The organism is Streptomyces sp. BJ20 (assembly GCF_022869105.1).
GTDB classification, from domain to species: Bacteria; Actinomycetota; Actinomycetes; order Streptomycetales; family Streptomycetaceae; genus Streptomyces; species Streptomyces griseoincarnatus.
This window is the reverse complement of record NZ_CP094918.1, coordinates 2,588,421-2,613,683: the sequence shown is the minus strand read 5'-3', so window position 1 is coordinate 2,613,683 and position 25,263 is coordinate 2,588,421. Positions and strand designations below refer to the sequence as shown.

The following is a 25,263-nucleotide window of genomic DNA, read 5'->3' as shown; positions in this document are numbered from 1 at the left end:
TCAGTACGTGCGCCGGTCCGCGGCACGGCGGCCGGTGGTCCTCGACGTGCCGGGGATCCACCCGGGCACCGCACGCCGGTAGGCGGCGTACTCCTCCCCGAAGGCCTCCCTCAGTCCCGGCTCCTCGATCCGGACGGTGGTCACGCAGGACACGGTCAGGACGAAAGCGGCCCAGACCAGGACGGCCGTCGCGGACCACAGCAGGGCCTCACCGGCCAGGAGCAGGGTCATCCCGGCGGCCATGGGGTTCCGGATCACCCCGTACCAGCCCGACCGGACCAGCCGCTCGGGCGGGCGGTCGCCCAGGGGGGTGGGCTGGCGCAGGTAGACGCGGTCCACGGCGTCCGCGGCCATCCAGGCTCCGAGCAGGGCCAGGACGAGCCCGGCGGTCACGCGGAGTCCGTCCCCGCCCGGGGGCGGGGGGCCCGGCAGCCACAGTCCGAGTGCCGAGGGGACCGCGCCGGCCACCACGAGGGGGATCAGCAGGGGCTCGGCGCGCAGTGTCCGTACACGGCTCACGGCAGGCTCCCGAGCACGGGGGCGAGGGCGGTCGCCGCACGCTCCCCGTAAGCGCCGCGGAGCCGGGCGGCGAGCGAACGGGCACCCACCGTGTATTCCTGGGTGCCGACCGACTCCAGGGCGAAGGAGGCGAGGACGCAGCCGAGCCGGGCCGCCGCCTCGACCGGGGCTCCCCGGGCGACGGCGGCGAGCATCCCGGCGCGCAGCGCGTCGCCCGCGCCGGTGGGCTCGACGGCCGTGACGTCGGGGACGGCGGGCACCACGACCGGTTCGTGGCCGGAGCGCTCGATGAGCACCCCGGCGGCGCCGAGCGTGGTGACCCAGGTCCCGACCCGTTCCAGGACGCCACGGGCGGTCCAGCCGGTGCTCTCCTGGAGCAGCGCCGACTCGTACTCGTTGGTGAACAGCCAGCGGGCGTCCGTCAGCAGGAACTGCACGTCCGCGCGGTTCAGACGGGCGATCTGCTGCGAGGGATCGGCGACGAACGGCAGTGCGGCGGTGCGACACTCCTCGGTGTGCCGGAGCATCGCCGCCGGGTCGTTCGGCGAGACGACCACGAGGTCGAGGGGCCCGGCCCGCTCGGCCACCTCGTGCAGCGAGATGGTGCAGGCCGCCGCCATGGCCCCGGGGTGGAAGGCGCCGATCTGGTTGTGGTCGGCGTCGGTGGTGCAGACGAACCGTGCCGTGTGCCCACCGGGCACGACGAGCACGGAGTCGGTGTCGACGCCGTGCTGCTTCAGCCACACCTGGTAGTCGGTGAAGTCGGGTCCGACCGCACCCACGAGGAGGGGCGTCAGGCCCAGCCGGCCGAGGCCCAGGGCGATGTTGGCGGCGACCCCGCCGCGCCGGGTCTCCAGCCGGTCGCACAGGAACGACAGGGAGACGCTGTGCAGCCGGTCGGGTACCAGCTGTTCGGTGAAGCGGCCCGGGAAGAACATGAGATGGTCCACCGCGATGGACCCGGTGACGGCGATACGCACCTTGGAGCCTCCTGAGGTGGTGCGGCGGTGCGGGGGGTCAGACCCCGGCGGCCTGCCGGAGCTTGTCGGCCCGGTCGGTGACCTCCCAGGTGAATTCCGGGCCGGTGCGGCCGAAGTGCCCGTAGGCGGCGGTCCGGGAGTAGATCGGGCGCAGCAGGTCCAGATCGCGCACCAGGGCCGCCGGCCGCAGGTCGAACACCTCGGTGACGGCACGCTGGACCGCGGAGACCGGCACGGTCTCGGTGCCGAAGCACTCCGTGAACAGGCCGACGGGGCGGGCGGTGCCGATGGCGTACGCGACCTGGACCTCGCAGCGGGCGGCCAGGCCGGCCGCGACGACGTTCTTGGCGACCCAGCGCATCGCGTACGCCGCCGACCGGTCCACCTTGGACGGGTCCTTGCCGGAGAACGCGCCGCCGCCGTGCCGGGCCATACCGCCGTAGGTGTCGACGATGATCTTCCGGCCGGTGACTCCCGCGTCGCCCATCGGGCCGCCGACCTCGAAGCGGCCGGTCGGGTTGACCAGCAGCCGTACCCCGGAGACGTCGAGGACGTCGGCCAGCGCGTGGAGTTCGGGGCCGAGGACGTGGGTGCGCAGGTCGGGGGCGAGGAGCGTGTCCAGGTCGATGTCGCGCGCGTGCTGGCTGGAGATGACGACCGTGTCCAGCCGGACCGGGCGGTCGCCGTCGTACTCGACGGTGACCTGCGTCTTGCCGTCCGGACGCAGATAGGGGACCGTGCCGTTCCTGCGCACGTCGGACAGGCGCTTGGACAGCCGGTGGGCGAGGGTGATCGGCAGCGGCATCAGCTCCGGCGTCTCGTCGCAGGCGAAGCCGAACATCAGTCCCTGGTCGCCGGCGCCGAGCCGGTCCAGTGCGTCCGCGCGTCCCTCGATCTGGGACTCGTAGGCGTCCGACACGCCCCGGTCGATGTCCGGCGACTGCCGGCCGAGGGAGACGCTCACCCCGCAGCTCGCGCCGTCGAAGCCCTTGGCGGAGGAGTCGTAGCCGATGGCGAGGATCCGTTCCCGTGCCACGGCGGCGGCGTCGATGCCGACACGGCCGGAGACCTCGCCGGCGATGTGCACCTGACCGGTGGTCACGAGGGTCTCCACGGCCACCCGGGCGTCGCGGTCCTGGGCGAGCAGGGCGTCCAGGACCGCGTCGCTGATCTGGTCGGCGATCTTGTCGGGGTGTCCCTCGGTGACCGACTCCGACGTGAACAGGCGCCGGGTCACGGTCGTACGGCTCCGGACTCGATCTTCTGCTTGATGCCGGCCTGGTTGTGGCGGGTGTGGACGTTCATCCGCTCCAGGACGGTCTCCAGCGGCACGTCGAACTTCTCGTCCAGTTCGAAGTCCTGGACCCAGGTCATCAGGGTGCCCTCCGGGACCGGCTGGTAGGTCCACCTCAGGTGCATGTACCGGAACGGGTACAGCGGGTCACGCCGCTCGGCGACCGCGACGAGTCCGCGGTGGTCCAGGATGCGCCAGGAACGCCAGCTCGCCCCCTCGGCGTTGGTGAGCTCGAAGACGATCTCGCTCCAGCGGCCCTCGCGCTCCTGGGAGACGACCTTGGCGTCGCTGTACTCGTCGAAGATCTCCGACCAGCGGGAGATGTCGTTGGTGACGTCGAACACGTGTCCGGCGTCGGCCTCGACGACGATGCTGTTCTCGATGCGCGGCACTGTCTCATCCCCTTCCCGCGGCGGCCGGCAGCAGGCGCGTCACGCAGTCCACGAGGTCACCGAAGGTGGTGAAACCGCCCTCGGCCTCGGCGTCGATGTCGATTCCGAAGTGCTGCTCCAGGGCGACGACGATCTCCACCAGTTCGGTCGAGTCGATGTCGAGGTCGCGGCTGAGGTGCCGGCCGTCCTCGAGTTCCCCGGCGTCGAAGCCGATGCCTCGCAGGACGTCGACCACTTCTTCCCGAACGTTCATCCGGTTCACTGACTCCTTCACTCGTTCTCGTCGCGTCTCACACGGCCACGGCGATGGCCACGGCGACACCGGCCTCGTGCGTGATGCTCAGGTGCAGGCGGCTGAGCCCGGCGGTCTCGAACGCCCGTGCCGCCCGCCCGGTCAGCCGGGGCGTCGGCGCCCCGGACGGTTCCCGGCCGATCTCCACGTCCCGCCACGCGCACCCCGCGCCGTGTCCGCCGAGGGTCTTGCGAACGGCCTCCTTGGCCGCCACCCGGCCGGCCAGACAGGCGGCGCGGTGGTGCGCCGACGCCCCCTGGCACAGGGCCTGTTCGGCCGGGGTGAGCAGCCGGTCGAGCAGCGGCTGCCCGCGTCGCTCCAGCATGGTGCGCAGCCGGCCGACTCCGACCACGTCGATGCCCACCGCCCGCACACCGGGTACGTCCGGAGTCACCGGCCCGGTCAACGCCTCAGTACCAGACACGCGTTGACACCTCCCAGCCCTCGTGAGACCACCAGCGTGTGCTCCCACCCGGGGGCGGGCCGGGCCTCGCCGCGCACCAGGTCCAGATCGATGCCCGGCGCCGGGCGGCCGAGGTTGACGGTGGCCGGGACCGTCTCCTCCCGCATGCCTCTCAGGGCCAGCGCCACGTCGGCGGGCGCGGCGGCGCCGAGCAGGTGACCGAAGCCGGACTTGGGCACGGTGACCGGCACGTGGGCCGCGGTCGGTCCGAAGGCCTCGTGCAGCGCATAGCCCTCGGTGACGTCCTCGAAGGGGATCGCGGAGCCGTGCGCGAACACCGCTCCCAGGTCCTCGCCCGAGACGCCGGCCCGGTCGACCGCGGTGCGCATGGCACGGCCGAGGACCTGGCCGGTCGGTTCGACGGTGTAGTACGGCATGTAGCCGTCGGTGCTCACGCCCCAGCCGGCCAGTTCGCCGAGGATCGTCGCGCCCCGGCGTTCGGCGTGCTCGCGCCGCTCCAGGATCAGGAACACCGCGCCCTCACCGAAGACGCTGCCGCCGTGTCCGGCGTCGAAGGGCCGGTACAGCTCGTCGGGTGTGAGCGTGCCGCGGGCCTTGGCGCCGAGCCCACTGGTCTCCAGGCACAGCCAGCCGTACGGGGACAGCGGCGCCTCGACACCGCCCGCGATGACGACGTCGGCGCGGTCGCGCAGCAGCGCCTCGGCGCCGCCGATCAGGGCGTACGCGCCGCTCGCTCGGTCGGCCACGAAGGTGCGGGCCGGGCCCTTGACGCCTTGGTCGATGCAGATGTTGCCCTGGGGGGCGGCGGGGAACCAGGCGGTCGCCTGGTAGGGGCTGACCGCGCGTGGACCGTCGGTCCACAGGTTGCGCAGCTCGCGTTCGGCGAACTCCCAGCCGCCGAGGATGTTGCCGACCATGACGCCGGTGCGCTCGGGGGTCACGTCCGTGCCGATGGCGACGCCGGCCTCCTCGAGGGCCTGGCGCACGGCGTGGACGGCCAGGTGGGTGAAGCGGTCGGTGCGCTTGACGAACCGGGACGGCAGCTCGGCATCGGCGTCGAAGCCGGCCTGCCCCGCGGCCGGGCAGGCGTACGCGGAGGCGTCGAAGCGGTCGATGGCGGTGACGTGCGCGACCCCTTCCCTGGCTCCCTCCCACAGGGGGTCGAGGCCCGTGCCGGCCGGGGTGACCGCGCCGATTCCGGTGATGACGACGCTCATCGCCGGCCTCCTTCCCGGACCGCGCCGACGACCAGGGCCGCGTGCAGTCCGGCGAAGCCGCTGGCGTCCTTGAGGATGACCTCGCCGTCCCAGGGGCGTCCGGTGCCCGGCACGTAGTCGAGATCGCACGTCGGGTCGGGGTTCTCGTAGTTGGCGGTGGGGTGCACGAAACGGTGGGTGCAGGCCAGGGCGCACAACACGAGCTCCATGGCGCTGGCCGCGGCCAGGGCGTGGCCCAGCATGGACTTGGCGGAGTTCACCGGTATCGCGCGGGCGCGCGGGCCCAGGGCGAGTTTGAGCGCACTGGTCTCGCAGGTGTCGTTCTGCCGGGTCGAGCTGCCGTGCGAGCTGACGTGGTCGATGTCGTCGGGGCTCAGTCCGGCGCGCTCGACGGCCTGGCTCATGGCACGGGTCAGGTCGGCGCCGTCGGACAGCAGGTCGGTCATGTGGATGGCGTTGGAGGTGTGGGAGAAGCCGTCGATCCGCAGGTACGGCGTCGCCCCGCGGGCCCGTGCGTGCTCCGCCTCCTCCAGTACCAGGACGCCGCAGCCCTCGCCGAGCACGAAGCCGTCGCGCCCGTCGTCGTAGGGGCGGGAGGCGGCCTCGGGCCGGTCCTTGTGAGCACGTGAGAGGCAGTTGATGATCTCGAAGGAGGCCACGGTGACCGGGGTGATGGGCGCCTCGGTGGCTCCGGCGATCATCACGTCCGCGTCCCCGTGGGCGATGGTCTCGAAGGCGTGGCCGACCGCGTCGATGCCGCCGATGCAGCCGGTGGACAGGGTGACGCACGGGCCCTGCGCGCCGAACAGGGCGGACAGGACCGTGCCGGGGGTGTTCGACATGGAGGCGAGGTACAGGTCACGGCCCGCCTTCGCCGGGTCGATGGGCTTGCGGCCCTCGTCCGTGACGGCGAGGAACTCCTCCTCCATCTTGGGCGTGCCGCAGATCGCCGTGGAGAGCGAGATGCCGGTGCGGTCGGCCGCGTGACCGCCGGCCTCGAGACCGGCGTCCCGCATGGCCTGGGCGGCGGCCGCGACGGCGAACTGCACGTACCTGTCGAGCCGTTGCACCTCGGGCGGCAGGGAGGGTATCTGCTCCTCGAAGCCGGGTACCTCCGCCACCGCGTCGGAGAGGAAGGCGAATTCCTTGAACAGGGCGGAACTGGTGATGTCGGAAAGCGGTTTGGTGACGCTCCTGCCCGCCGAGACCGTGTCCCAGAAGGCGTCCTTTCCTGTTCCCGCCGGGCTGACGACTCCGAGCCCGGTGACGACCACTTCTCGCATGGTTACTGCCTTTCTCCCGTCAGGGCCGTCACCAGCCCGCGGGTGACGCATTCCTTCGCCGTGATACCGGCCTCGGCCATGAGGGCGCGGTATTCGTCGGCCTCGGGCAGGCCGCCGTTCTCGGTGTTCACCAGGAGGCTGAGCGCGAGCATGGGACGGCCGAGCGGGGGCCGGCCCGGCGGCGTCCGCATGATGTCGGCGAGCAGCAGCGTGCCGCCGGGCCTCAGTACGCGGGCGCACTCGCGGATCATCCGGGCGGCGGTCCGCCGGCCGGCGAACCGGCCCGCATGCGCCATGACGACGGTGTCGAACTCGCCCTCCGCGAACGGCGTGCCCCCGAAGTCGGCCGCCACGAAACGGAACCGTCCGGCGACCCCGAACTCCGCCGCGCGCTCGCGGGCCACGGCGAGGAGGGCCGGATGGTCGTGTGCGGTCACCCGCGCCCGGGGGTCGGCGCCGGCCAGCGCGATGCCCCACTCCCCGCTGCCGCAGGTGAAGTCCAGGACCCGGCCGGCGTCGGCCGGCCCCAGGGCCGCGACCACGCCGGACGCGATCCGCACGGCGAGCGGGAAGGCGCCGGCGAACATGCCCTGGTGCCGCCCGCGCCCGGCCGGGTCCCCGAGGTCGCCGCCGCGGTCGCCGGAGCGTGCGAGGGACGTGAGCGCACTCCAGCGGTCCCACTGCGCGAGCACCTCGTCGAAGTGGTCCCCGAGGTAGGCCGGGGACCCCTCCACCAGGTACGCGTGCGCCGTCCCCGTCGGCGTCCAGACCGCTCCGCCGTCACCCGACACCAGCCCGAAGTCCTCGAGCACCTCGAGCAGCCCGCCCAGCACCCGCGCGTCGCAGCTCAGGTCGTCGGCGAGTCGCGCCGTGGTGCGCGGGGTCTCGGCCAGGGCGGTGAACACGCCCAGGTCCAGGGCCGCGCCCAGTGCCCTCGCCCGGGCGAACCCGAAGTTGAGGGCCAGCAGCGGCGCGGGATCAGGCAGTTCGGTGTAGCGGGCGAGGGCCGTGGCGACGGAGGCCGACGGCGTCGACGTGTCCGTCACCCGGAGCCCTTCGTCGCGACGAGCAGCCCGGACAGCGCGGACACGTTTTTGGTCTCCACGTTCCGGAATCCGGCGGCGTCCACCCAGGAGCGGATCTCGTCGACGTCCCGGACCTCGCCCTCCTCGGTGTTGACCAGCAGGATCAGCCCGAACATGGAGGGGAAGAGACCGGAGGCGAGCGACGGCATGTGGGAGTGCACCAGCAGCAGCCCGCCGTCCGGGAGATGGGCGTGGATCCGCTTCACCAGGTGCGCGGCCCGCTCGGGACCGTAACCGTCGAGGACGTGGGAGAGCAGGACGGCGTCGCTCTCGGGCCAGGCGTCCTCCATGATGTCGGCGGGCATCACGTCGATCCGGTCCTTGAGCCCGGCCTCCGCCACGTTGGCGCGGGCCAGGTCGGTGACGGCGGGGTAGTCGAGGGAGGTGACGCGCAGCCCGGGGTGGCGCCCGGCGAGCGCGATGGAGTAGTCGCCGGAGCCGCAGCCCAGGTCGATGATGTGGCGCACGTCGCCCAGGGGTGCGGCGGCGGCCAGCCTGTCCGCCTGGAGGCGGGAACTGACCCGCATGGCCTGGATGAGCCGGCCGGTGCCCTCGCGGCCCTCACCGGCCGCGGCGCCCTGGTCGCGGTACCCCTTCTTCAGCACCCGCTGGTTGAGCGAGGCGTTGGCGCGCACGGCCTCGTCGAGCCGGGCGAAGTGGCCGAAGTGGGAGTCCTGGTGCTCGGCGAAGCCGCCCATGTAGTCGGGCCGCCCGGCGACCAGATAGCGGTCGGCCTCCTCGCTGTTGCGGTACGTCCCGCCCTCGACGCGCACGAGTTCCAGGCCCTTGAGCGCGACGAGGAGCGCCCGGGTGGGGCGCGGACTGAGGCCGAGCTCGCCGGCCAGGTCCTCCACGGTGCGCGGCGCCTTGTCCAGGGCTTCGAAGACGCCCAGGTCGAGGGCGGTGAACACCGCCTTCGACTGGAGGTAGGCGGTCAGGATGGAGTGGACCCGGGAGGAATCCTCCCGGGCAGGCGTCGCGGCGGTCACTTGCCCTCCAGGAGGCTGGTGTACTCGGGCAGCTGGGTGTACTCGTAGGGGTCCTCGGAGAGGAACACGTTGCGCACCGGGGGCCGCTCGGTGGGGGCGACCACCAGAAACCGGCAGGTCTGGTCGGGGCCGGTCACGAAGCCGTGCGGCTCGTTGCGCGGGATGAAGACGGCATCGCCGGGGCCGACCTGCTCGGTGCGGCCCTGGTCGGGCATGACGAGGCCCATGGAGCCCTCGATCACGTAGATCTCGTGCTCCCACTCGTGGAAGTGGGGCGGGGTGGAACCGTTCGGCGCCACCTCGAACTCGGTGAGGACGAACCGGTCGGCACCGTCCGGTGTGTCGATGAGCTTGCGGTGCGTCGTCTCCTTGGCACCCGGCTCCCGTACGATTTCGGCCTTCACCTGTGTCCGGTGCACGCGTTTCATCCGACACCCTTCTTTTCACCGGGGGACTTCTCATTGCGGATCGCGGGCGGAACGCGACAGGTCCTCGCCGGGCCGGTTCCTGACCGTGCCGGCTTTCGGCCTTGTCGACCGCCGGTGCCGAATCTAGGTGAGCCTCTCGGGCCGTCTCGACGGGCAAGGGCCACTGCGCGCGCCGGGCGATTGTCCGGCCGTCACCGGGGACAAACGCCCACGGGGCCGGGACGGACGGGATCACGTCGTCGCTGAGAAGGTGACGCTGAAGGCACGGCGGCCGGGACTCCGTGATCCGCCTGTGGACGGGAGCGCGACCGCCGACTGTCGGGGGCGGGACCTTGCCGCAGCTCACCCCCGTTGTCAGTGCCCCTCCCTAAGGTGAAGCCATCATCTGGACGGGCCAAGATCCATCCGGGGGTTCACGCCTCGGACGGACACGTCCGCCTGCGGAGAAGGGCGTTGGGGAGCTCCCTGACGGTCCGAGGGGAAAGGGATGGACGCGATGAGCGCCACGGTGAAGGACCGGCTGAAGAAGCACTTCGTGAACCACGTCGCTCTCGTCATCGACAAGTCCGGTTCGATGCGGGGCCACTCGGAGCAACTGGTGCGCGTCGTCGACGAGTTCGTGAAGGGGCTCGCGGAGGAGTCGGACCGGCTCGGGCACGAGACGCGGATCAGCCTCTACGCCTTCGACCACCTCGTCGAGAACCTGGTGTGGGACATGGACGTGAAGCATCTGCCGTCCATGCGGGGCCTGTACACCGTGGAGAACGGCGCGACAGCGCTGATCCAGGCGTCGGTGAAGGCGCTCGACGACCTCGGGCACATATGGGAGGAGTACGGCGAGCACAGCTTCCTCCAGGTCGTCGTCACCGACGGCGAGGAGAACGCCTCCGGCGCCGACACGACGGGTGCGCGACACGACCTCATGCCCGACGGGCGTGCCGTCCTGGACGAGTGGCGGAGCAGGATCGCCGACAAGATGAACACCCTGCCCGACCACTGGACGTCGGCCATCATGGTGCCGAACTCCCTGGCCAAGCGCACCGCCCAGCAGTACGGGTTCCCGACGGGCAACATCTCGATCTGGGACGCCGACTCCGACCAGGGCGTCGAGGAGGCGATCGGCGCCGTCAAGACGGCCGCGACCAGGTTCCTGCGCGACCGCGAGCAGGGCGTGCGGGGCACGCGGAACCTCTTCGCCATGGGGCAGGACCTGAGCGCGGCGGACGTGGCGTCGAACCTCCAGGCCCTGGACGCCGGCAAGTACGTGCTCATCCCGGTGGACCAGCGCACGTCGATCCGCGAATTCGTCACCAGCGCCGGGCATCCGTACAAGACCGGCTGCGCCTTCTACGAGCTGTCCAAGCGCGAGAAGGTGCAGGCGAACAAGCAGATAGCCGTGGCGGAGAAGGACCCGGCGACCGGCCGCACGACCGGCAAGGTGTTCACCGGCCCCGCCGCCCGCCGGCTCCTGGGCCTGCCCGCGACCGAGGTCACGGTGGCGCCGGGGAGCAACGACGCCTACACGGTGTTCGTCCAGTCGACCTCGGTCAACCGGAAGCTGGTTCCGGGGACCAGGCTGCTCGTGCTGCTCTGACCTCGACCGGCCTCGCCCTGCACGGCCGGCCGCTGATCACCGACATCACGGTGCCGGTGGGGAAGGCCGCCTGAGCCGTCCTGACCGGTCGGTGCCCCTGACACGCTTCGAGGGCCCCGACCGTCCGGTCGGGGCCCTCGAAGGAGAAAGTGTCCGAGGGGGGACTTGAACCCCCACGCCCGATAAAGGGCACTAGCACCTCAAGCTAGCGCGTCTGCCATTCCGCCACCCGGACAAGGTGTCTGCCGCGTGCGGGGTGATCCCCCGCGGCGACATGGACAACCATACCAAGGTTTAGGAGTGCCTTTCACCTGCGTTTCCGTCGTCCCGGGGAGGCGCCGGACGGTCCGGCGCACGCCCCGTGCGGCCGAGGGCCGCGGACGGCTCAGGGGGTCAGCCGGTGGTCCGGGAAGTTCCCCGGCAGCCTCTCCCCCGCCGGGCCCCGGGTGACCGCCCGGACGAGGAGCTCGCCGCCGACGAAGGCGCCCCGCCAGGACGCGCCGAAGCCGCCGAACAGCTCGTCCCGGTCTCCCCGGGAGCGCGGCACCCCGTGCCCGATCTTGAACGCGCGGATGTGCGGGGCGAGCCGCTCGAAGGTGGCGCGTTCGTCCGTGGAGAGGGTGGCCACCAGCGCGCCGTTGGACGCGTTCATGGCGGCCAGCAGCTCCGCCTCCGTGTCGACCAGCACGATCGTGTCCACCGGGCCGAACGGCTCCGCGTGGTGCAGCGGGGAGGAGCGGGGCGGATTCAGCAGCGTGACCGGCTGGACGTACGCCGACGTGTCCTGGCCGGGCAGGAAGCGGGCGTCGGCCGGGGTGCCGCGGTGCAGCGGGACGGCGCCCCGGTCGATCGCCTCGGCGACCTGGTCGTCCAGTTCCTTCGCCTTGGCCGCGTTGATCACGGGGCCGAAGTCGAGCGCCGGGTACGGGTCGTCCGGGTGCTCGACGGCGAGGGGGTGGCCGATCCGCAGGGCGCGGACCGCGGGGAGGTAGGCGGCGAGGAACGCGTCGAAGAGGCTGCGCTGGACGACGAAGCGCGGGTAGGCCGTGCAGCGCTGCTTGCCGTAGTCGAAGAGCTTGGGGATGAGCGCGCCGAGGGTGTCCCAGTCCGTGTGGTTCCAGATACCCCAGGTGTTCAGCCCCTCCTGTTCGAGGATGTGCCGTTTGCCCAGGTCGGCAACCACGGTGGCGACCGCGGCGCCGGTGTCGCGGCCGCCGACGAAGGAGACGCAGCCGATCTCCGGCGCCCGCACAAGCGCCTCGGACAGCTCGCCGCCGCTGCCGCTGACGAGGGTGACCGGGACGCCCTCGCGGGCGGCGAGCGCCGTGGCCAGGGTGAGGCAGGCGACGCCGCCGTCGGTCGGGGTCTTGGCGACGACCGCGTTGCCGGCGAGCATCTGCACCAGCAGGGCGTGGACCAGCACGCTCATCGGGTAGTTCCAGCTGGCGATGTTGGAGACGGGCCCGTCGAGCGGGGCGCGGCCGTCCAGCATGGTGTCGATGCCGTCGACGTACCAGCGCACGCCGTCGATGGCCCGGTCGACGTCGGCGCGGGCGAGCCGCCAGGGCTTGCCGATCTCCCAGACGAGCAGGAGTGCGAGCAGGTCGCGGTGTTCGGCGAGCGCGTCGAGGGTGGCGGCGACGCGGGCGCGGCGTTCCGGCAGCGGGACGTGGCGCCAGGCGCGGTGCTGGTCCAGGGCCGCGCGTACGGCCTGCCGGGCGGTGGCCCGGTCCAGGCGGGGCGGTCCCGCGACGGGGGTGCCGTCGACGGGGCTCACGGCGGGCAGCGCCCGGCCGTCGGCCTGCCAGGCGGCGTTCCAGAGGTTGAGGACGCGGTCGTCACGGAAGGCCTCCGGGGCGACGGTCAGGCAGCGTTGCCAGGCGTCGTCCCAGGAGGTGCCGGACTTGAGGGTGAGGGTGGGTGGCATACGGTTCGCTCCGCTCTCGGTGCACGGTCGAGAGATCAGGGGGCTGCCCCGGAAGATTCGGGGGCCGGTGAGCCGGAAGATTCGGGGGCCGGTGAGCCGGGAGGTCAACGGCTGAAGCCGGGCGATCAGGGGCCCGCGGGCAGGTCAGGCGCCGGAGTCCAGCACGGCCAGCACGTGCCGCGCCGTCTCCGTAGGGGTGCGGCCGACCCGCACGCCTGCCGCCTCCAGGGCCTGCTGCTTCGCCCGTGCCGTACCGGAGGATCCGGAGACGATCGCGCCGGCGTGGCCCATCGTGCGACCCTCGGGGGCGGTGAAGCCGGCGATGTAGCCGACGACGGGCTTGGTGACGTGGTCGCGGATGTAGGCCGCCGCGCGTTCCTCCGCGTCACCGCCGATCTCGCCGATGAGGACGATCAGGTCGGTCTCGGGGTCCTCCTGGAAGGCCGTGAGGCAGTCGATGTGGGTGGTGCCGACGACGGGGTCGCCGCCGATGCCGACGCAGGTGGAGAAGCCGATGTCGCGCAGCTCGTACATCAGCTGGTAGGTGAGGGTGCCGGACTTGGAGACCAGGCCGATGCGGCCGGGTTTGGTGATGTCGGCGGGGATGATGCCCGCGCCCGACTGGCCGGGGCTGATCAGGCCGGGGCAGTTGGGGCCGATGACCCGGGTGCCGCGCTTTCGCGCACGGTCGAGGAAGGCGACGGAGTCGTGGACGGGGACGCCCTCGGTGATGACGACGGCGAGACCGATGCCGGCGTCGGCGGCCTCGGTCACCGCGGCCTTGGTGAAGGCGGGCGGTACGAAGACCACGGTGACATCGGCACCCGTCGCGTCCATGCCCTCGGCGACGGAGCCGAAGACGGGGACCGGCCGGTCAGGGAAGTCCACGGTGCGGCCCGCCTTGCGCGGGTTCACGCCGCCGACGACGTTCGTGCCGGCGGCGAGCATCCGCCGGGTGTGCTTCATGCCCTCGCCGCCGGTCATGCCCTGGACGAGGATCTTGCTCTCCTTGGTGAGGTGGATCGCCATGTCGTCCGGTCTCCTCAGGGTGTGGTGGCGAGGTGGGCGGCCCGGCTCGCGGCGCCGTCCATGGTGGTGACCTGCTCGACGAGCGGGTGGGCGCGCTCGTCGAGGAGGGCGCGTCCGCGCTCGGCGTTGTTGCCGTCGAGGCGCACGACGAGCGGCTTGGTGAGCCGTACGGTGTCCAGCGCGCGGACGATGCCGTCGGCGACCGCGTCGCAGGCGGTGATGCCGCCGAAGACGTTGACGAAGACGGACTTGACCGACGGGTCGGAGAGGACGACGGACAGACCGTCGGCCATCACCTGGGCGGAGGCGCCGCCGCCGATGTCGAGGAAGTTGGCGGGGCGGGCGCCGCAGCCGGCGACCACGTCGAGGGTGGACATGACGAGTCCGGCACCGTTGCCGATGATGCCGACCTCGCCGTCGAGCTTGACGTAGTTGAGGCCCTTGGCGGCAGCCGCCGCTTCCAGCGGATCGTGACCCGTGTCGGCCTCGTCACCCCAACGCGCCTGCCGGAAAAGGGCGTTGTCGTCGAGGGTGACCTTGCCGTCGAGTGCCATGATCTGTCCGTCGCGGGTGCTGACGAGCGGGTTGACCTCGACGAGGAGGGCGTCCTCGCGGACCAGGACCTCCCAGAGCCGGACCAGGATGTCGACGGTGCGGGCGGGCAGGCCCGCAGCGTCGGCGATGCGGGCGGCGACGGCCGGGGTGACGCCCTCGGCCGGGTCGACGGGGACGCGTGCGACGGCCCCGGGGCGGGTGGCGGCGACCTCCTCGATGTCCATGCCCCCTTCGGCGGAGGCGATGGCGAGGAAGCCGCCGGCGGCGCGGTCGAGGACGTAGGAGACGTAGAACTCGCTCTCGATGTCGACGGGTTGGGCAAGCATCACCGTCTCGACGGTGTGGCCCTTGATGTCCATGCCGAGGATCTGGCGTGCGGTGAGTTCGGCGGCGGCCGGGTCGGCGGCGAGCTTGACGCCGCCCGCCTTGCCGCGTCCGCCGGTCTTGACCTGGGCCTTGACGACCACACGGCCGCCGAGCCTGCGGGCGATCTCGCGGGCCTGTTTGGGCGAGCCGGTGACCTCGGCCCGCGGCACCACGATGCCGTGGTCTGCGAAGAGTTCCCTTGCCTGGTGTTCGTACAGGTCCATCTCGGCTCCTGTCTGTGACGTCGCCGGAGGGTCCGCGGAGGGCCGGGAACCGGCGACCGAAAAGTGCCGCGCACCCCCTGGACACCACCCATCGGATGCGGGATAACAAGGTTCATACAGTATTCGTCGACTGTATGCAATGTACCGCGAGAGCGTTCCCCACCCCCTAGGAAAGGGACAAGGACTTCGCCATGCCCGACGACACCCAGGACGTCATCTCCGGCGGTCATCTCGTCGCCAAGGCCCTCAAGGCCGAGGGCGTCGACCGCATCTACACGCTGTGCGGCGGCCACATCATCGACATCTACGACGGCTGCGTCGACGAGGGCATCGAGGTCGTCGACGTACGGCACGAGCAGGTCGCCGCCCACGCCGCCGACGGCTACGCGCGCATCACCGGCAAGCCCGGCTGCGCGGTGGTCACGGCCGGACCGGGTACCACCGACGCCGTCACCGGGGTCGCCAACGCCTTCCGCGCGGAGTCTCCCATGCTGCTGATCGGCGGCCAAGGGGCGCTCACCCAGCACAAGATGGGGTCACTCCAGGACCTCCCGCACGTCGACATGATGAACCCGATCACCAAGTTCGCGGCGACCGTGCCGGACACGGCGCGCGCGGCGGACATGGTGTCGATGGCCTTCCGCGAGTGCTATCACGGCGCGCCCGGCCCCTCCTTCCTGGAGATCCCGCGCGACGTGCTGGACGCCAAGGTGCCCGCGGACAAGGCGCGGGTGCCGAAGGCGGGCGCCTACCGTGCCTCGACCCGCTCGCCCGGCGACCCGGAGGCGGTCGAGAAGCTGGCCGACCTGCTGGTGCACGCCGAGAAGCCGGCGATTCTGCTCGGCAGCCAGGTGTGGACGACCCGGGGCACCGAAGCGGCCGTCGAACTCGTCCGCACGCTCAACGTCCCCGCCTACATGAACGGCGCGGGGCGCGGCACGCTGCCGCCCGGGGACCCGCACCACTTCCAGCTGTCGCGCCGGTACGCGTTCTCGGGCGCCGACGTCATCGTCATCGTCGGCACGCCCTTCGACTTCCGCATGGGCTACGGCAAGCGGCTCTCCCCCGCCGCGACGGTCGTGCAGATCGACCTCGACTACCGCACGGTGGGCAAGAACCGCGACATCGACCTCGGCATCGTCGGGGACGCGGGGCTGGTGCTGAAGGCGGTGACCGAGGCGGCCTCCGGGCGGGTCAACGGCGGTGCGTCGAAGCGCAAGGAGTGGCTGGACGAGCTGCGCGCGGCCGAGCAGACCGCCCTGGAGAAGCGGCTGCCGCAGCTGCGCTCGGACGCCTCACCGATCCACCCCTACCGGCTGGTGAGCGAGATCAACGACTTCCTCACCGAGGACTCGGTCTACATCGGCGACGGCGGTGACATCGTCACCTTCTCCGGGCAGGTCGTGCAGCCCAAGTCGCCCGGCCACTGGATGGACCCGGGGCCGCTCGGGACGCTCGGCGTCGGTGTGCCGTTCGTGCTGGCCGCCAAGCAGGCGCGGCCCGACAAGGAGGTCGTCGCGCTGTTCGGCGACGGCGCGTTCTCCCTGACCGGCTGGGACTTCGAGACGCTGGTCCGCTACGACCTGCCGTTCGTCGGCATCGTCGGCAACAACTCCTCGATGAACCAGATCCGTTACGGCCAGGCCGCCAAGTACGGCAAGGACCGGGAGCGGGTCGGCAACACCCTCGGGGACGTCCGCTACGACGAGTTCGCGCGGATGCTCGGCGGGTATGGCGAGGAGGTCCGCGACCCCGCCGACATCGGCCCCGCGCTGCGCCGTGCCCGGGAGTCGGGCAAGCCGTCGCTGATCAACGTCTGGGTGGACCCGGACGCGTACGCCCCCGGAACCATGAACCAGACCATGTACAAGTGAGGTGCACGCCCATGACCCCCAAGGCACTTGAGGGCATCCGCGTCCTCGACATGACCCACGTCCAGTCCGGGCCGTCCGCGACCCAGCTGCTGGCCTGGCTCGGCGCCGACGTCGTCAAGCTGGAGGCGCCCACGGGTGACATCACGCGCAGGCAGCTGCGCGACCTGCCGGACGCCGACTCCCTCTACTTCACGATGCTCAACTGCAACAAGCGGAGCATCACCCTGAACACCAAGACCGAGCGCGGCAAGGAGATCCTCACCGAGCTGATCCGGCGTTCGGACGTCATGGTCGAGAACTTCGGTCCGGGCGCCATCGACCGGATGGGATTCACCTGGGACCGCATCAAGGAGATCAACCCGCGGATCGTCTACGCCTCCATCAAGGGCTTCGGCGACGGCCCGTACACCAACTTCAAGGCGTACGAGGTCGTCGCGCAGGCGATGGGCGGGTCGATGTCGACGACCGGCTTCGAGGACGGGCCGCCGCTCGCGACCGGCGCGCAGATCGGTGACTCGGGCACGGGCGTGCACGCGGTGGCCGGCATCCTCGCCGCTCTGTTCCAGCGGGAGCGCACCGGGCGCGGGCAGCGGGTGAACGTGGCCATGCAGCACGCGGTGCTCAACCTCTGCCGGGTGAAGCTGCGCGACCAGCAGCGCCTGGCGCACGGGCCGCTCGCCGAGTACCCGAACGAGGACTTCGGCGACGAGGTGCCCCGCTCGGGCAACGCGTCCGGAGGCGGTCAGCCCGGCTGGGCCGTGAAGTGCGCGCCGGGCGGCCCGAACGACTACGTGTACGTCATCGTGCAGCCCGTCGGGTGGAAGCCGGTCAGCGAGCTGATCGGCCGGCCGGAACTGGCGGACGACCCCGAGTGGGCGACGCCGGAGGCCCGGCTGCCGAAGCTCAACAAGATGTTCCAGCTGATCGAGGAGTGGTCCTCGACGCTCCCCAAGTGGGAGGTGCTGGAGCGGCTGAACGCGCACAACATCCCGTGCGGGCCGATCCTGTCCACCAAGGAGATCATCGAGGACCGCTCGCTGGTGGCCAACGAGATGGTGGTGACGGTCCCGCATCCGGAGCGCGGGGAGTTCGTCACCGTGGGCAGCCCGCTGAAGCTGTCCGACTCCCCCGTGGACGTGGTCGCCTCCCCGCTGCTCGGCGAGCACAACGAAGAGGTCTACGTCGGCGAACTCGGTCTCGGCGACGAGGAGTTGCATCTGCTCAAGTCGAACGGGGTGATCTGAGGTGATGGCCGAGGACCGCACGGCGAAGGTGCGGGCGCTGCTGGACGCGGTGCGCGCCGAGGGCCGGACCGCGCTGACCGCGCCGGAGGGCAAGGTGATCGCCGACGCGTACGGCGTCGCCGTGCCCGGGGAGGAGCTGGCGCGGGACGTCGACGAGGCGGTGGCCGCGGCGGCCCGGTTCGGCGGGCCCGTGGTGATGAAGATCGTGTCGCCGGACATCCTGCACAAGACCGACGCCGGCGGTGTGGTCGTGGGCGTCGAGGGTGCGGCGGACGTGCGGGCGGCGTTCTGCCGGATCGTGGAGAACGCGCGGGCGTACGACCCTCGGGCGCGTGTCGAGGGCGTGCAGGTGCAGGAGCTGCTGCCGCGGGGGCAGGAGGTGATCGTCGGCGCGGTCACCGACCCGACCTTCGGGAAGGTGGTGGCGTTCGGGCTCGGCGGGGTGCTCGTCGAGGTGCTGAAGGACGTCACGTTCCGGCTGGCGCCGGTGGACGCCGACGAGGCGCTGTCGATGCTCGGCTCCATCCGGTCGGCGGAGATCCTCTCCGGGGTGCGGGGCCAGGAGGGCGTGGACCGGTGGGCGGTCGCCGAGCAGATCCGGCGGGTGTCCGAACTGGTCACGGACTTCCCGGAGATCGCCGAGGTGGACCTCAACCCGGTGATCGCGACGCCGCAGGGCGCGGTCGCCGCGGACATCCGGGTGCTCCTCTCCACGGAGACGCCGAAGGAGCGCCGCCGGTACTCGCGGGAGGAGATCCTCACCTCCATGCGGCGGCTGATGCAGCCGCGGTCGGTGGCGGTGATCGGCGCGTCCAACGAGTCCGGCAAGATCGGCAACTCGGTGATGCGCAACCTCGTCGACGGAGGCTTCGCCGGGGAGATCCATCCGGTGAACCCCAAGGCCGATGACATTCTGGGCCGCAAGGCGTACAAGAGCGTCACCGACGTTCCCGGCGAGGTGGATGTGGCGGTCTTCGCGATACCCGCCCGGTTCGTGGCAGCGGCGCTGGAGGAGGTGGGGCGCAAGCGGATCCCGAACGCCGTCCTCATCCCGTCCGGGTTCGCGGAGACCGGTGAGCACGCACTCCAGGCGGAGGTCGTGGCGATCGCCGAGCGGAACGGCATCCGGCTGCTGGGGCCCAACATCTACGGCTACTACTCCACCTGGCAGGACCTCTGCGCCACGTTCTGCACGCCGTACGACGTCAAGGGCGGGGTGGCACTGACCAGCCAGTCGGGCGGCATCGGCATGGCGATCCTGGGTTTCGCGCGGACCACGAAGACGGGCGTCTCGGCGATCGTCGGGCTCGGCAACAAGTCGGACCTGGACGAGGACGACCTGCTGACCTGGTTCGGGGAGGACCCGCACACCGAGTGCATCGCGATGCACCTGGAGGACCTCAAGGACGGGCGGGCGTTCGTCGAGGCCGCGCGGGAGACCGTGCCGAAGAAACCGGTGGTGGTGCTCAAGGCGGGCCGTACGGCCGCGGGCGCCAAGGCGGCCGGTTCGCACACGGGGGCGCTCGCGGGTGACGACGCCGTGTACGACGACATCCTGCGGCAGGCCGGCGTGATCCGGGCGCCGGGGCTGAACGACATGCTGGAGTACGCGCGGGCGCTGCCCGTGCTGCCCGCCCCGCGGGGCGACAACGTCGTGATCATCACCGGGGCGGGCGGCAGCGGGGTGCTGCTGTCGGACGCGGTCACGGACAACGGGCTGTCGCTGATGGAGATTCCGCCGGATCTGGACGCCGCGTTCCGGGAGTTCATCCCGCCGTTCGGCGCGGCCGGGAACCCGGTGGACATCACCGGGGGCGAGCCGCCGTCGACGTACGAGGCGACGATCCGGCTGGGTCTCGAGGACCCGCGCGTCCACGCGCTGGTGCTCGGCTACTGGCACACGATCGTCACACCGCCCATGGTGTTCGCCGAACTCACCGCGCGGGTGGTGGCGGAGTTCCGCGAGCGGGGCGTCTCCAAGCCCGTGGTGGCCTCGCTCGCCGGGGACGTGGAGGTCGAGGAGGCCTGCCAGTACCTCTTCGAGCACGGGGTCGTGGCCTACCCGTACACGACCGAGCGGCCGGTGGCCGTGCTGGGCGCCAAGTACCGCTGGGCGCGGGCCGCCGGGCTGATGGGGGGCGGCTCATGAGGTGACGGGGCGGGGGGCCGGCCGGCGGGTGCGCGCCGGCCGGCCCCGGACCCGGGCGCGCACGAAAGGCATGGGACAGGGGGCGCTGGCCAGTTCTTTCGACGCAAGGGGTGCAAACTACATGGCAACCACGGATGTCACACGGGTCGTCCCCTATCGGGAGGTGACCGACAGGAACGGGCGGGTCTACCGCGTCGGCGAGTCCGACGTCGACATCATGGGCCGCAAGCGCAAGTGGATGGTGATCCTGCCCTGGGTCGGCATGATGGGCATCTCCTCCGCCGAGTACGCGTTCGCGTCGGCGGAGGACACGCTCCACGAGGCTCACAGCTGGTCCAGCGGCAGCATCTACTGGATGATGACCGCCTGGGTGTTCTGCCAGGCCGCGGTGGCCTTCCCGGCGGGCCGGCTGCGGGAGAACGGCAAGCTGCCCGCGCGGTGGGCGATGATGCTCGGCTCGGTCGGCACGCTGCTCGGTTATCTCTCCCTGGCGTTCGCGCCGCATGTCGCGCTCGCGTTCATCGGGTTCGGCGTGTTCAGCGGCATGGGCGCGGGCATGGTGTACGCGACCTGCGTCAACATGGTCGGCAAGTGGTACCCGGAGCGCAAGGGCGGCAAGACCGGCTTCGTCAACGGAGGTTTCGCCTACGGTTCGGTGCCGTTCGTCTTCATCTTCCACGGCTACATGGACGGCTCCAACTTCCGCTGGGTGCTGGTCGCCTCCGGCGTGTTCCTCGCCGGGGTGGTGGCGGTCGCCGGGTTCTACTTCCGGGACCCGCCCAAGAACTGGTGGCCGGCCTCGATCGACCCGCTGAACCCGCCGGACGACCCGCGCGCCCGGCGTTCGCTCCAGAAGAACCCGCCCGCCGTCAAGCAGTACTCCCCGATGGAGGCGTGGCGGACCGGCCGCGTGGCGCTGATGTGGTTCTGTCTCGCCTGTACCTCGGGCGTGAACATCTTCGGCATCGCGTTCCAGGTCGACATCGGTGAGGACGCGGGCTTCGCGGCGGGCATCGTGGCCACCGCGATGTCGCTGAAGGCCATCGTCAACGGCACCGGCCGCGGCGTCATCGGCTGGCTCTCCGACCTGTACGGCCGCAAGCAGTGTCTGCTGTACGTGTGCGTGATCCTGGGCCTGGCCCAGTTCGGCATCATCTGGTCGGCGGAGATCAAGAACCTGCCGCTGTTCCTGATCTTCTCCGCCGTCTCCGGCTTCGGCGGCGGCGCCATCTTCCCGATGTTCGCGGCACTGACGGCGGACTACTTCGGGGAGAACAACAACGCCACCAACTACGGCATGGTGTACAGCTCCAAGCTGGTCTCCGGGCTCGGCGCGGGCATGGGGTCCATGGTCGTGGCCGCGTGGGGCTACAACGGCGCCTTCGGTCTCGCGGGCGGCATCTCGCTCTTCGCCGGGTTCGTCGCGCTGTTCCTGACCCCGCCAGGACGTTCGAGGAGCAAGAAGGTGACGCCCAACCCGCGTCCGCTGGGCGAGGGTTGACGAGCGGCTCCCGCCCGGTCCGTCGTCACGCGGTCAGCCGCGGCGCCGGCGCAGGGCCGCCATGTTGTCGTAGCTGATCTTCGCCTCGCGCAGCGACTGCGCCGGGTCGGTAGCGCTCGGGGAGTTGTCGTCCTCCACCATCGGGTTGCGGTAGTTGCTCAGCCCGACGCGGGAGAAGAACGTGGTGTAGTCGATGTCACCGGTGCCGAAGGGCACCATGTCCCAGCCCATGCCGTTGGTGGTGTCGACGACGCCGTCCTTGGCGTGGAACAGCGGGTAGCGCTTGTTGTACCGGGTGACCAGGCCCGCCGGGTCGAAGACGTTCCTGCGGGTGGAGCCGTCGGGCGCGGTGTAGGTGTGGAACTTGTACTGGGCGACGTGCGCCCAGAAGATGTCCATCTCCAGCCACACCAGCCTGGGGTCGGTGACCTTCAGGAAGTACTCCAGCTTCCGGATCCCGGAGCTGCGGGTCGGACGGCCCTGGTCGTCCAGCGGACCCCGGTCGAGCAGGAAGCCGTACGCGCTGTCGTGGTTGTGGGTGTAGAGCTTGACGCCCTCGCGGCGGGCGATCTCGCCGAGGGCGTTCCACTTGTCGGCGGCCACGTCCCAGTCGGCGCGGTAGGAGCTGCCGGTGGGGTCGCCGCCGGTGCCCATGTGGTCCATGCCGAGGATGTTGGCGATCTCCAGGTGCTTCTTGAAGGTGTCCTTGTCCTCGGCGGTCAGCGGCCAGGACGAGGGGATGAAGCCGTGGTTGCCCTGGGCGCGCAGGCCGTACTCGTCGAGCCAGGAGCGCAGCAGCCGGGCGCCCTGGACCGACTCCAGGCTCGCGCCGCCGGGGGCGTTGGCGTGCTGGTTGTAGCCGGCGAACTCGACCTGGCGGTAGCCGTGCCGGGCGAGCTGCTTGAACACCTCGCGGAAGCCGGAGGGCAGGTCACTGGCGAGCGGGTCGCGGGCGGTGGCGTCACGGACGGTGTAGAGGATGATGCCGCGCTTGTGCGGCGGGACGAGCACCTGGCCGCGGCCGTGGCCGTGGCCGTGGTCTCTGCCGTGGGCCAGGGCGGGGGCGGCGCCGAGGACGGGGGCGGCGACGGCGCCGGCCGCCACGGCGGTGCAGGTGCTCAGGAAGCGGCGCCGGGCCACGCCGAGGCTGCGGCGCAGCGCCTCGTCCGGGGTGTCGGCGAGGGCGGCCGGGTCGGCGCCGGCGGGGCGGGAGGGGTCGGAGTACGAGGTCACGGGTGCCTGCCTTCTCGGTCGTGGCCGGTCCCGGCGGCTGCGGGACCGGCCGTTGTCAGTGCCGTGTGTTTCACTCTCGGTAGTCGGAGTTCGGCGGGCGTGGTGCCGTGCGGTGTCAGCCGAGTCCGGCGAGCCGGAGCAGGAGTTGCTTGACGTCGGTGGCCGCGACGCGGTCGCCGACAGCGCGGGGGGTGGAGCAGATGAGGAGCGGACCGTCGTCGTCGCTCGCGGGGAGGCGGCCGTGGCTGCCACGAACAGGTGAGGCGTCGAGGGGGACGACCGCCATGCGGTAGCGCATGCCGAGCTTCTTGCGCGCCAGCGCGCCGGCCGCCTTGACCTTGACGTAGGGGTCGTGGGGATCCATGAACAGCTCGACCGGGTCGTAGCCGGGTTTGCGGTGGATCTCGACGAGCTGCGCGAAGTCGGGCGCGTGGTCGTCGTCGAGCCAGTAGTAGTACGTGAACCAGGCGTCGGGTTCGGCGACGGCGACGAGTTCGCCGGCGCGCGGGTGGTCGAGGTGATGGGCCTTCTTGCCCTCGTCATCGAGGAGCTGTTCGATGCCGGGCAGTCCGTCGAGTGCCTCGCGGGTGGCGTCGAGGTCCTCGGGGCGGCGCACGTAGACGTGGGCGATCTGGTGGTCGGCCACGGCGAAGGCGCGGGAGGCCATCGGGTCGAGGTACTCCATGCCGTCCTGGGTGTGGACCTCCAGCAGGCCCGCGCGGCGCAGGGCGCGGTTGATGTCCACCGGCCGGTTCACACGGGTGATGCCGTACTCGGACAGGGCGACGACGGTGCGTCCCTCGGCGCGTGCGTCGTCCAGCAGCGGGGCGAGGGCCGCGTCCAGGTCCGCGGCGGCCTTCAGGGAGCGCGGGTCGTCGGGGCCGAAGCGCTGCAGGTCGTAGTCGAGGTGAGGGAGGTAGCAGAGGGTCAGGTCCGGGCGCCGGGTGTTCATGATGTGACGGGTGGCGTCGATGATCCACCGGCTGGACACCAGGTCGGCGCCGGGTCCCCAGAAGTGGAACAGGGGGAAGGTGCCGAACTTCTCGGTGAGTTCGTCGTGCAGCTCGGGCGGCCGGGTGTAGCAGTCGGGTTCCTTGCGGCCGTCGGCGTAGTAGACGGGGCGGGGGGTGACGGTGATGTCGGTGTCCGCGCCCATGGCGTACCACCAGCAGATGTTGGCCACGGTGTAGCCGGGGTGGGCGCGGCGGGCGGCGTCCCAGAGCTTGTCGCCGGAGACGAGGCCGTTGTGCTGCCGCCACAGCAGGACGTCACCGAGTTCCCGGAAGTACCAGCCGTTGCCGACGATGCCGTGCTCGGAGGGCATGGTGCCGGTGAGGAACGTGGACTGGGCGGCGCAGGTGACGGCGGGCAGGACGGTGCCGAGCGGGGCGCGGGAGCCGGACTGCCCGAGGGTCTTGAGGTGGGGCATGTGGTCGAGCAGACGGGGGGTGAGGCCCACGACGTCCAGGACGAGCAGGGGGGTGGGGTCGGTCATGGGAGTTCCTTCAGGCCGAGGTCCGTCAGCAGGTCGCGGGCCAGGGTGAGTTCGGCGGCGATGCCGTCGGCGAGCTGGGCGCGGCCGCGGGGGCGCAGCTCGGGCGGGAGCGCCTGCCAGGTGTAGGTCTCCACCTCGAGGTGACGGGTGAGCGGGTGCGGTCCGCCGACCAGGCGGGTCAGCGCGGAGGTGAGGACGGGCAGCGTGGAGGTGAGGGGCGCGGCGGGGGCCGCGTGCAGGGGAACGTGGAAGTGGGAGCGCCAGGGGCCCGCGTCGGGCAGGGCGTCCCCGGCGAGGGCCTCGTCGAGGTCGTCGGTGCCGCGCAGTCCGGCGGCCGTGGCTGTGCGGGTCTGGTGCAGGAAGCGGGGTTCGGCGAAGGCGGCGAGAGCATCGCGGACCCCGGGGAGGTGCGGCTGTTCGGCGTGCAGGGCGGCGGACAGCTGGGACTTGACTACCGGGACGCCGGCCCGGGCGAGGTTGTCCAGGGCGGTGCCGGGATCTTCGAAGGAGGTGGCGAGGTGGCAGGTGTCGACGCAGATGCCGATGCGGTCGTGTCCGACCGCGGTGAGCGGGGCGATGGCGTCCCGTGTGGTCTCGACGACGCAGCCCGGTTCGGGTTCGAGGGCGACGCGGATGGAGCGCCCGGTGAGCTCCTCCAGCGCGTCGAGGCGTTCGGCGAGGGTGCGCAGGGCCGTGCGGGCGGTCTCCGCGCGCTCGTCGTCGTAGGCGGTGCGCCAGGCCAGCGGCAGAGTGGAGATGCTGCCCTCGGTGACGTCCTCGGGGAGCAGTCCGGCGAGGACGCGGGCGAGGGCCGCGGTGTACTCCAGGCGTTCGGGGTCGGCCCAGTCCGGTGTGTAGACGCGGTACTTGACCTCCTCGGCGCCGAAGCCCTCGTAGGGGAAGCCGTTGAGGGTCACGACCTCCAGGCCCCGCCGTTCGAGTTCGCAGCGCAGTCCGCGCAGCGCGGCGGGGTCGGTGACCAGGGCGCGGGCGGCGTCCTTGGCCAGCCACAGTCCGATGCCGAGCCGGTCCCGGCCGAGGCGGCGGCGGACGGGTTCGCAGTGGTCACGGAGCTGGGCGAGGACGCCGTCGAGGGTTTCGGCGGGGTGGACGTTGGTGCAGTAGGCGAGGTGGACGGTGGACCCGTCGGGGTGGCGGAAGCGCATGGC

At 71.6% G+C, this 25,263-nt stretch carries 22 protein-coding genes and 1 tRNA gene; 5 read left to right on the top strand and 18 right to left on the bottom strand.

Annotation, left to right across the window (positions count from 1 at the left end):
• From MTR79_RS11925 to MTR79_RS11875, 11 genes are read right to left on the bottom strand one after another with little or no spacing between them, the layout of a single operon-like run.
• Window positions 1–519 (bottom strand): isoprenylcysteine carboxylmethyltransferase family protein, encoded by a 519-nt coding sequence (locus MTR79_RS11925; RefSeq protein ID WP_244790081.1) that lies wholly within the window; start codon window positions 517–519, stop codon window positions 1–3.
• Complete coding sequence (locus MTR79_RS11920) at window positions 516–1,499, bottom strand: carbohydrate kinase family protein (protein ID WP_086700975.1); 984 nt, start codon at window positions 1,497–1,499, stop codon at window positions 516–518. Before MTR79_RS11920 ends, MTR79_RS11925 begins: the two co-directional genes overlap by 4 nt.
• 37 nt (window positions 1,500–1,536) lie before the next feature.
• Complete coding sequence (gene metK, locus MTR79_RS11915; protein ID WP_244790079.1) at window positions 1,537–2,736, bottom strand: methionine adenosyltransferase; 1,200 nt, start codon at window positions 2,734–2,736, stop codon at window positions 1,537–1,539.
• Window positions 2,733–3,185: an SRPBCC family protein gene (locus MTR79_RS11910; protein ID WP_086700972.1), complete on the bottom strand. Its 453-nt coding sequence runs from the start codon at window positions 3,183–3,185 to the stop codon at window positions 2,733–2,735. Before MTR79_RS11910 ends, metK begins: the two co-directional genes overlap by 4 nt.
• A gap of 4 nt (window positions 3,186–3,189) precedes the next feature.
• A complete protein-coding gene (locus tag MTR79_RS11905) occupies window positions 3,190–3,438 on the bottom strand; it encodes an acyl carrier protein (protein WP_086700971.1) in 249 nt (82 codons plus the stop codon).
• Window positions 3,439–3,475: 37 nt separating this feature from the next.
• Window positions 3,476–3,901: a holo-ACP synthase gene (gene acpS / locus MTR79_RS11900; RefSeq protein WP_244790077.1), complete on the bottom strand. Its 426-nt coding sequence runs from the start codon at window positions 3,899–3,901 to the stop codon at window positions 3,476–3,478.
• The gene (locus MTR79_RS11895) at window positions 3,880–5,118 is read right to left on the bottom strand and encodes a beta-ketoacyl-[acyl-carrier-protein] synthase family protein (RefSeq protein WP_086700968.1); all 1,239 of its coding nucleotides are present in this window, start codon (window positions 5,116–5,118) and stop codon (window positions 3,880–3,882) included. Before MTR79_RS11895 ends, acpS begins: the two co-directional genes overlap by 22 nt.
• On the bottom strand, window positions 5,115–6,401 hold the full coding sequence (locus MTR79_RS11890; protein WP_244790075.1) for a beta-ketoacyl-[acyl-carrier-protein] synthase family protein: 1,287 nt from the start codon (window positions 6,399–6,401) through the stop codon (window positions 5,115–5,117). Before MTR79_RS11890 ends, MTR79_RS11895 begins: the two co-directional genes overlap by 4 nt.
• A 2-nt stretch (window positions 6,402–6,403) precedes the next feature.
• Window positions 6,404–7,447 (bottom strand): class I SAM-dependent methyltransferase, encoded by a 1,044-nt coding sequence (locus MTR79_RS11885; RefSeq protein ID WP_244790073.1) that lies wholly within the window; start codon window positions 7,445–7,447, stop codon window positions 6,404–6,406.
• The gene (locus tag MTR79_RS11880) at window positions 7,444–8,475 is read right to left on the bottom strand and encodes a methyltransferase (RefSeq protein ID WP_086700963.1); all 1,032 of its coding nucleotides are present in this window, start codon (window positions 8,473–8,475) and stop codon (window positions 7,444–7,446) included. Before MTR79_RS11880 ends, MTR79_RS11885 begins: the two co-directional genes overlap by 4 nt.
• Window positions 8,472–8,903 carry a cupin domain-containing protein gene (locus tag MTR79_RS11875; RefSeq protein WP_086700962.1) on the bottom strand — a complete coding sequence of 144 codons (432 nt, stop codon included), beginning with the start codon at window positions 8,901–8,903 and terminating at the stop codon, window positions 8,472–8,474. Before MTR79_RS11875 ends, MTR79_RS11880 begins: the two co-directional genes overlap by 4 nt.
• A 496-nt stretch (window positions 8,904–9,399) precedes the next feature.
• Between MTR79_RS11875 and MTR79_RS11870 the strand changes: the two genes are divergently transcribed.
• Window positions 9,400–10,497, top strand: a complete 1,098-nt coding sequence (locus MTR79_RS11870; RefSeq protein ID WP_244790071.1) for a vWA domain-containing protein — start codon at window positions 9,400–9,402, stop codon at window positions 10,495–10,497.
• Between the two features lie 150 nt (window positions 10,498–10,647).
• On the opposite strand, the gene MTR79_RS11865 is transcribed toward MTR79_RS11870, so the two are convergent.
• From MTR79_RS11865 to sucC, 4 genes are all read right to left on the bottom strand, one after another.
• Window positions 10,648–10,732 (bottom strand) — tRNA-Leu (locus MTR79_RS11865).
• 150 nt (window positions 10,733–10,882) lie between these two features.
• Window positions 10,883–12,424, bottom strand: coding sequence for an aldehyde dehydrogenase family protein (locus tag MTR79_RS11860; RefSeq protein WP_244790070.1), 1,542 nt, complete (start codon window positions 12,422–12,424; stop codon window positions 10,883–10,885).
• A gap of 144 nt (window positions 12,425–12,568) precedes the next feature.
• Complete coding sequence (gene sucD / locus MTR79_RS11855) at window positions 12,569–13,453, bottom strand: succinate--CoA ligase subunit alpha (RefSeq protein WP_189363627.1); 885 nt, start codon at window positions 13,451–13,453, stop codon at window positions 12,569–12,571.
• A 14-nt stretch (window positions 13,454–13,467) separates the two neighbouring features.
• Window positions 13,468–14,598: an ADP-forming succinate--CoA ligase subunit beta gene (gene sucC, locus MTR79_RS11850; protein ID WP_189363626.1), complete on the bottom strand. Its 1,131-nt coding sequence runs from the start codon at window positions 14,596–14,598 to the stop codon at window positions 13,468–13,470.
• A 191-nt stretch (window positions 14,599–14,789) separates the two neighbouring features.
• On the opposite strand from sucC, the gene MTR79_RS11845 reads away from it, so the two are divergent.
• From MTR79_RS11845 to MTR79_RS11830, 4 genes are all read left to right on the top strand, one after another.
• Window positions 14,790–16,472 (top strand): thiamine pyrophosphate-binding protein, encoded by a 1,683-nt coding sequence (locus MTR79_RS11845; protein ID WP_189363625.1) that lies wholly within the window; start codon window positions 14,790–14,792, stop codon window positions 16,470–16,472.
• An 11-nt stretch (window positions 16,473–16,483) separates the two neighbouring features.
• Entirely contained in the window at window positions 16,484–17,716 is a 1,233-nt protein-coding gene (frc, locus tag MTR79_RS11840) for a formyl-CoA transferase (RefSeq protein ID WP_175448513.1), read from the top strand.
• A 4-nt stretch (window positions 17,717–17,720) separates the two neighbouring features.
• Complete coding sequence (locus MTR79_RS11835; protein WP_244790069.1) at window positions 17,721–19,865, top strand: acetate--CoA ligase family protein; 2,145 nt, start codon at window positions 17,721–17,723, stop codon at window positions 19,863–19,865.
• A gap of 121 nt (window positions 19,866–19,986) precedes the next feature.
• Window positions 19,987–21,366, top strand: coding sequence for an OFA family MFS transporter (locus tag MTR79_RS11830; protein ID WP_244790067.1), 1,380 nt, complete (start codon window positions 19,987–19,989; stop codon window positions 21,364–21,366).
• 33 nt (window positions 21,367–21,399) lie between these two features.
• Here the strand turns inward: MTR79_RS11830 and MTR79_RS11825 are convergent, their stop codons facing one another.
• The 3 genes from MTR79_RS11825 to eboE all read right to left on the bottom strand — a co-directional run bounded on the left by MTR79_RS11825 (window position 21,400) and on the right by eboE (window position 25,260).
• The gene (locus MTR79_RS11825; protein ID WP_244790065.1) at window positions 21,400–22,599 is read right to left on the bottom strand and encodes a sugar phosphate isomerase/epimerase family protein; all 1,200 of its coding nucleotides are present in this window, start codon (window positions 22,597–22,599) and stop codon (window positions 21,400–21,402) included.
• Window positions 22,600–22,714: 115 nt separating this feature from the next.
• Window positions 22,715–24,094 (bottom strand): nucleotide pyrophosphatase/phosphodiesterase family protein, encoded by a 1,380-nt coding sequence (locus MTR79_RS11820; RefSeq protein WP_175448517.1) that lies wholly within the window; start codon window positions 24,092–24,094, stop codon window positions 22,715–22,717.
• The gene (gene eboE / locus MTR79_RS11815; RefSeq protein ID WP_244790063.1) at window positions 24,091–25,260 is read right to left on the bottom strand and encodes a metabolite traffic protein EboE; all 1,170 of its coding nucleotides are present in this window, start codon (window positions 25,258–25,260) and stop codon (window positions 24,091–24,093) included. Before eboE ends, MTR79_RS11820 begins: the two co-directional genes overlap by 4 nt.
• Window positions 25,261–25,263 lie beyond the last annotated feature (3 nt).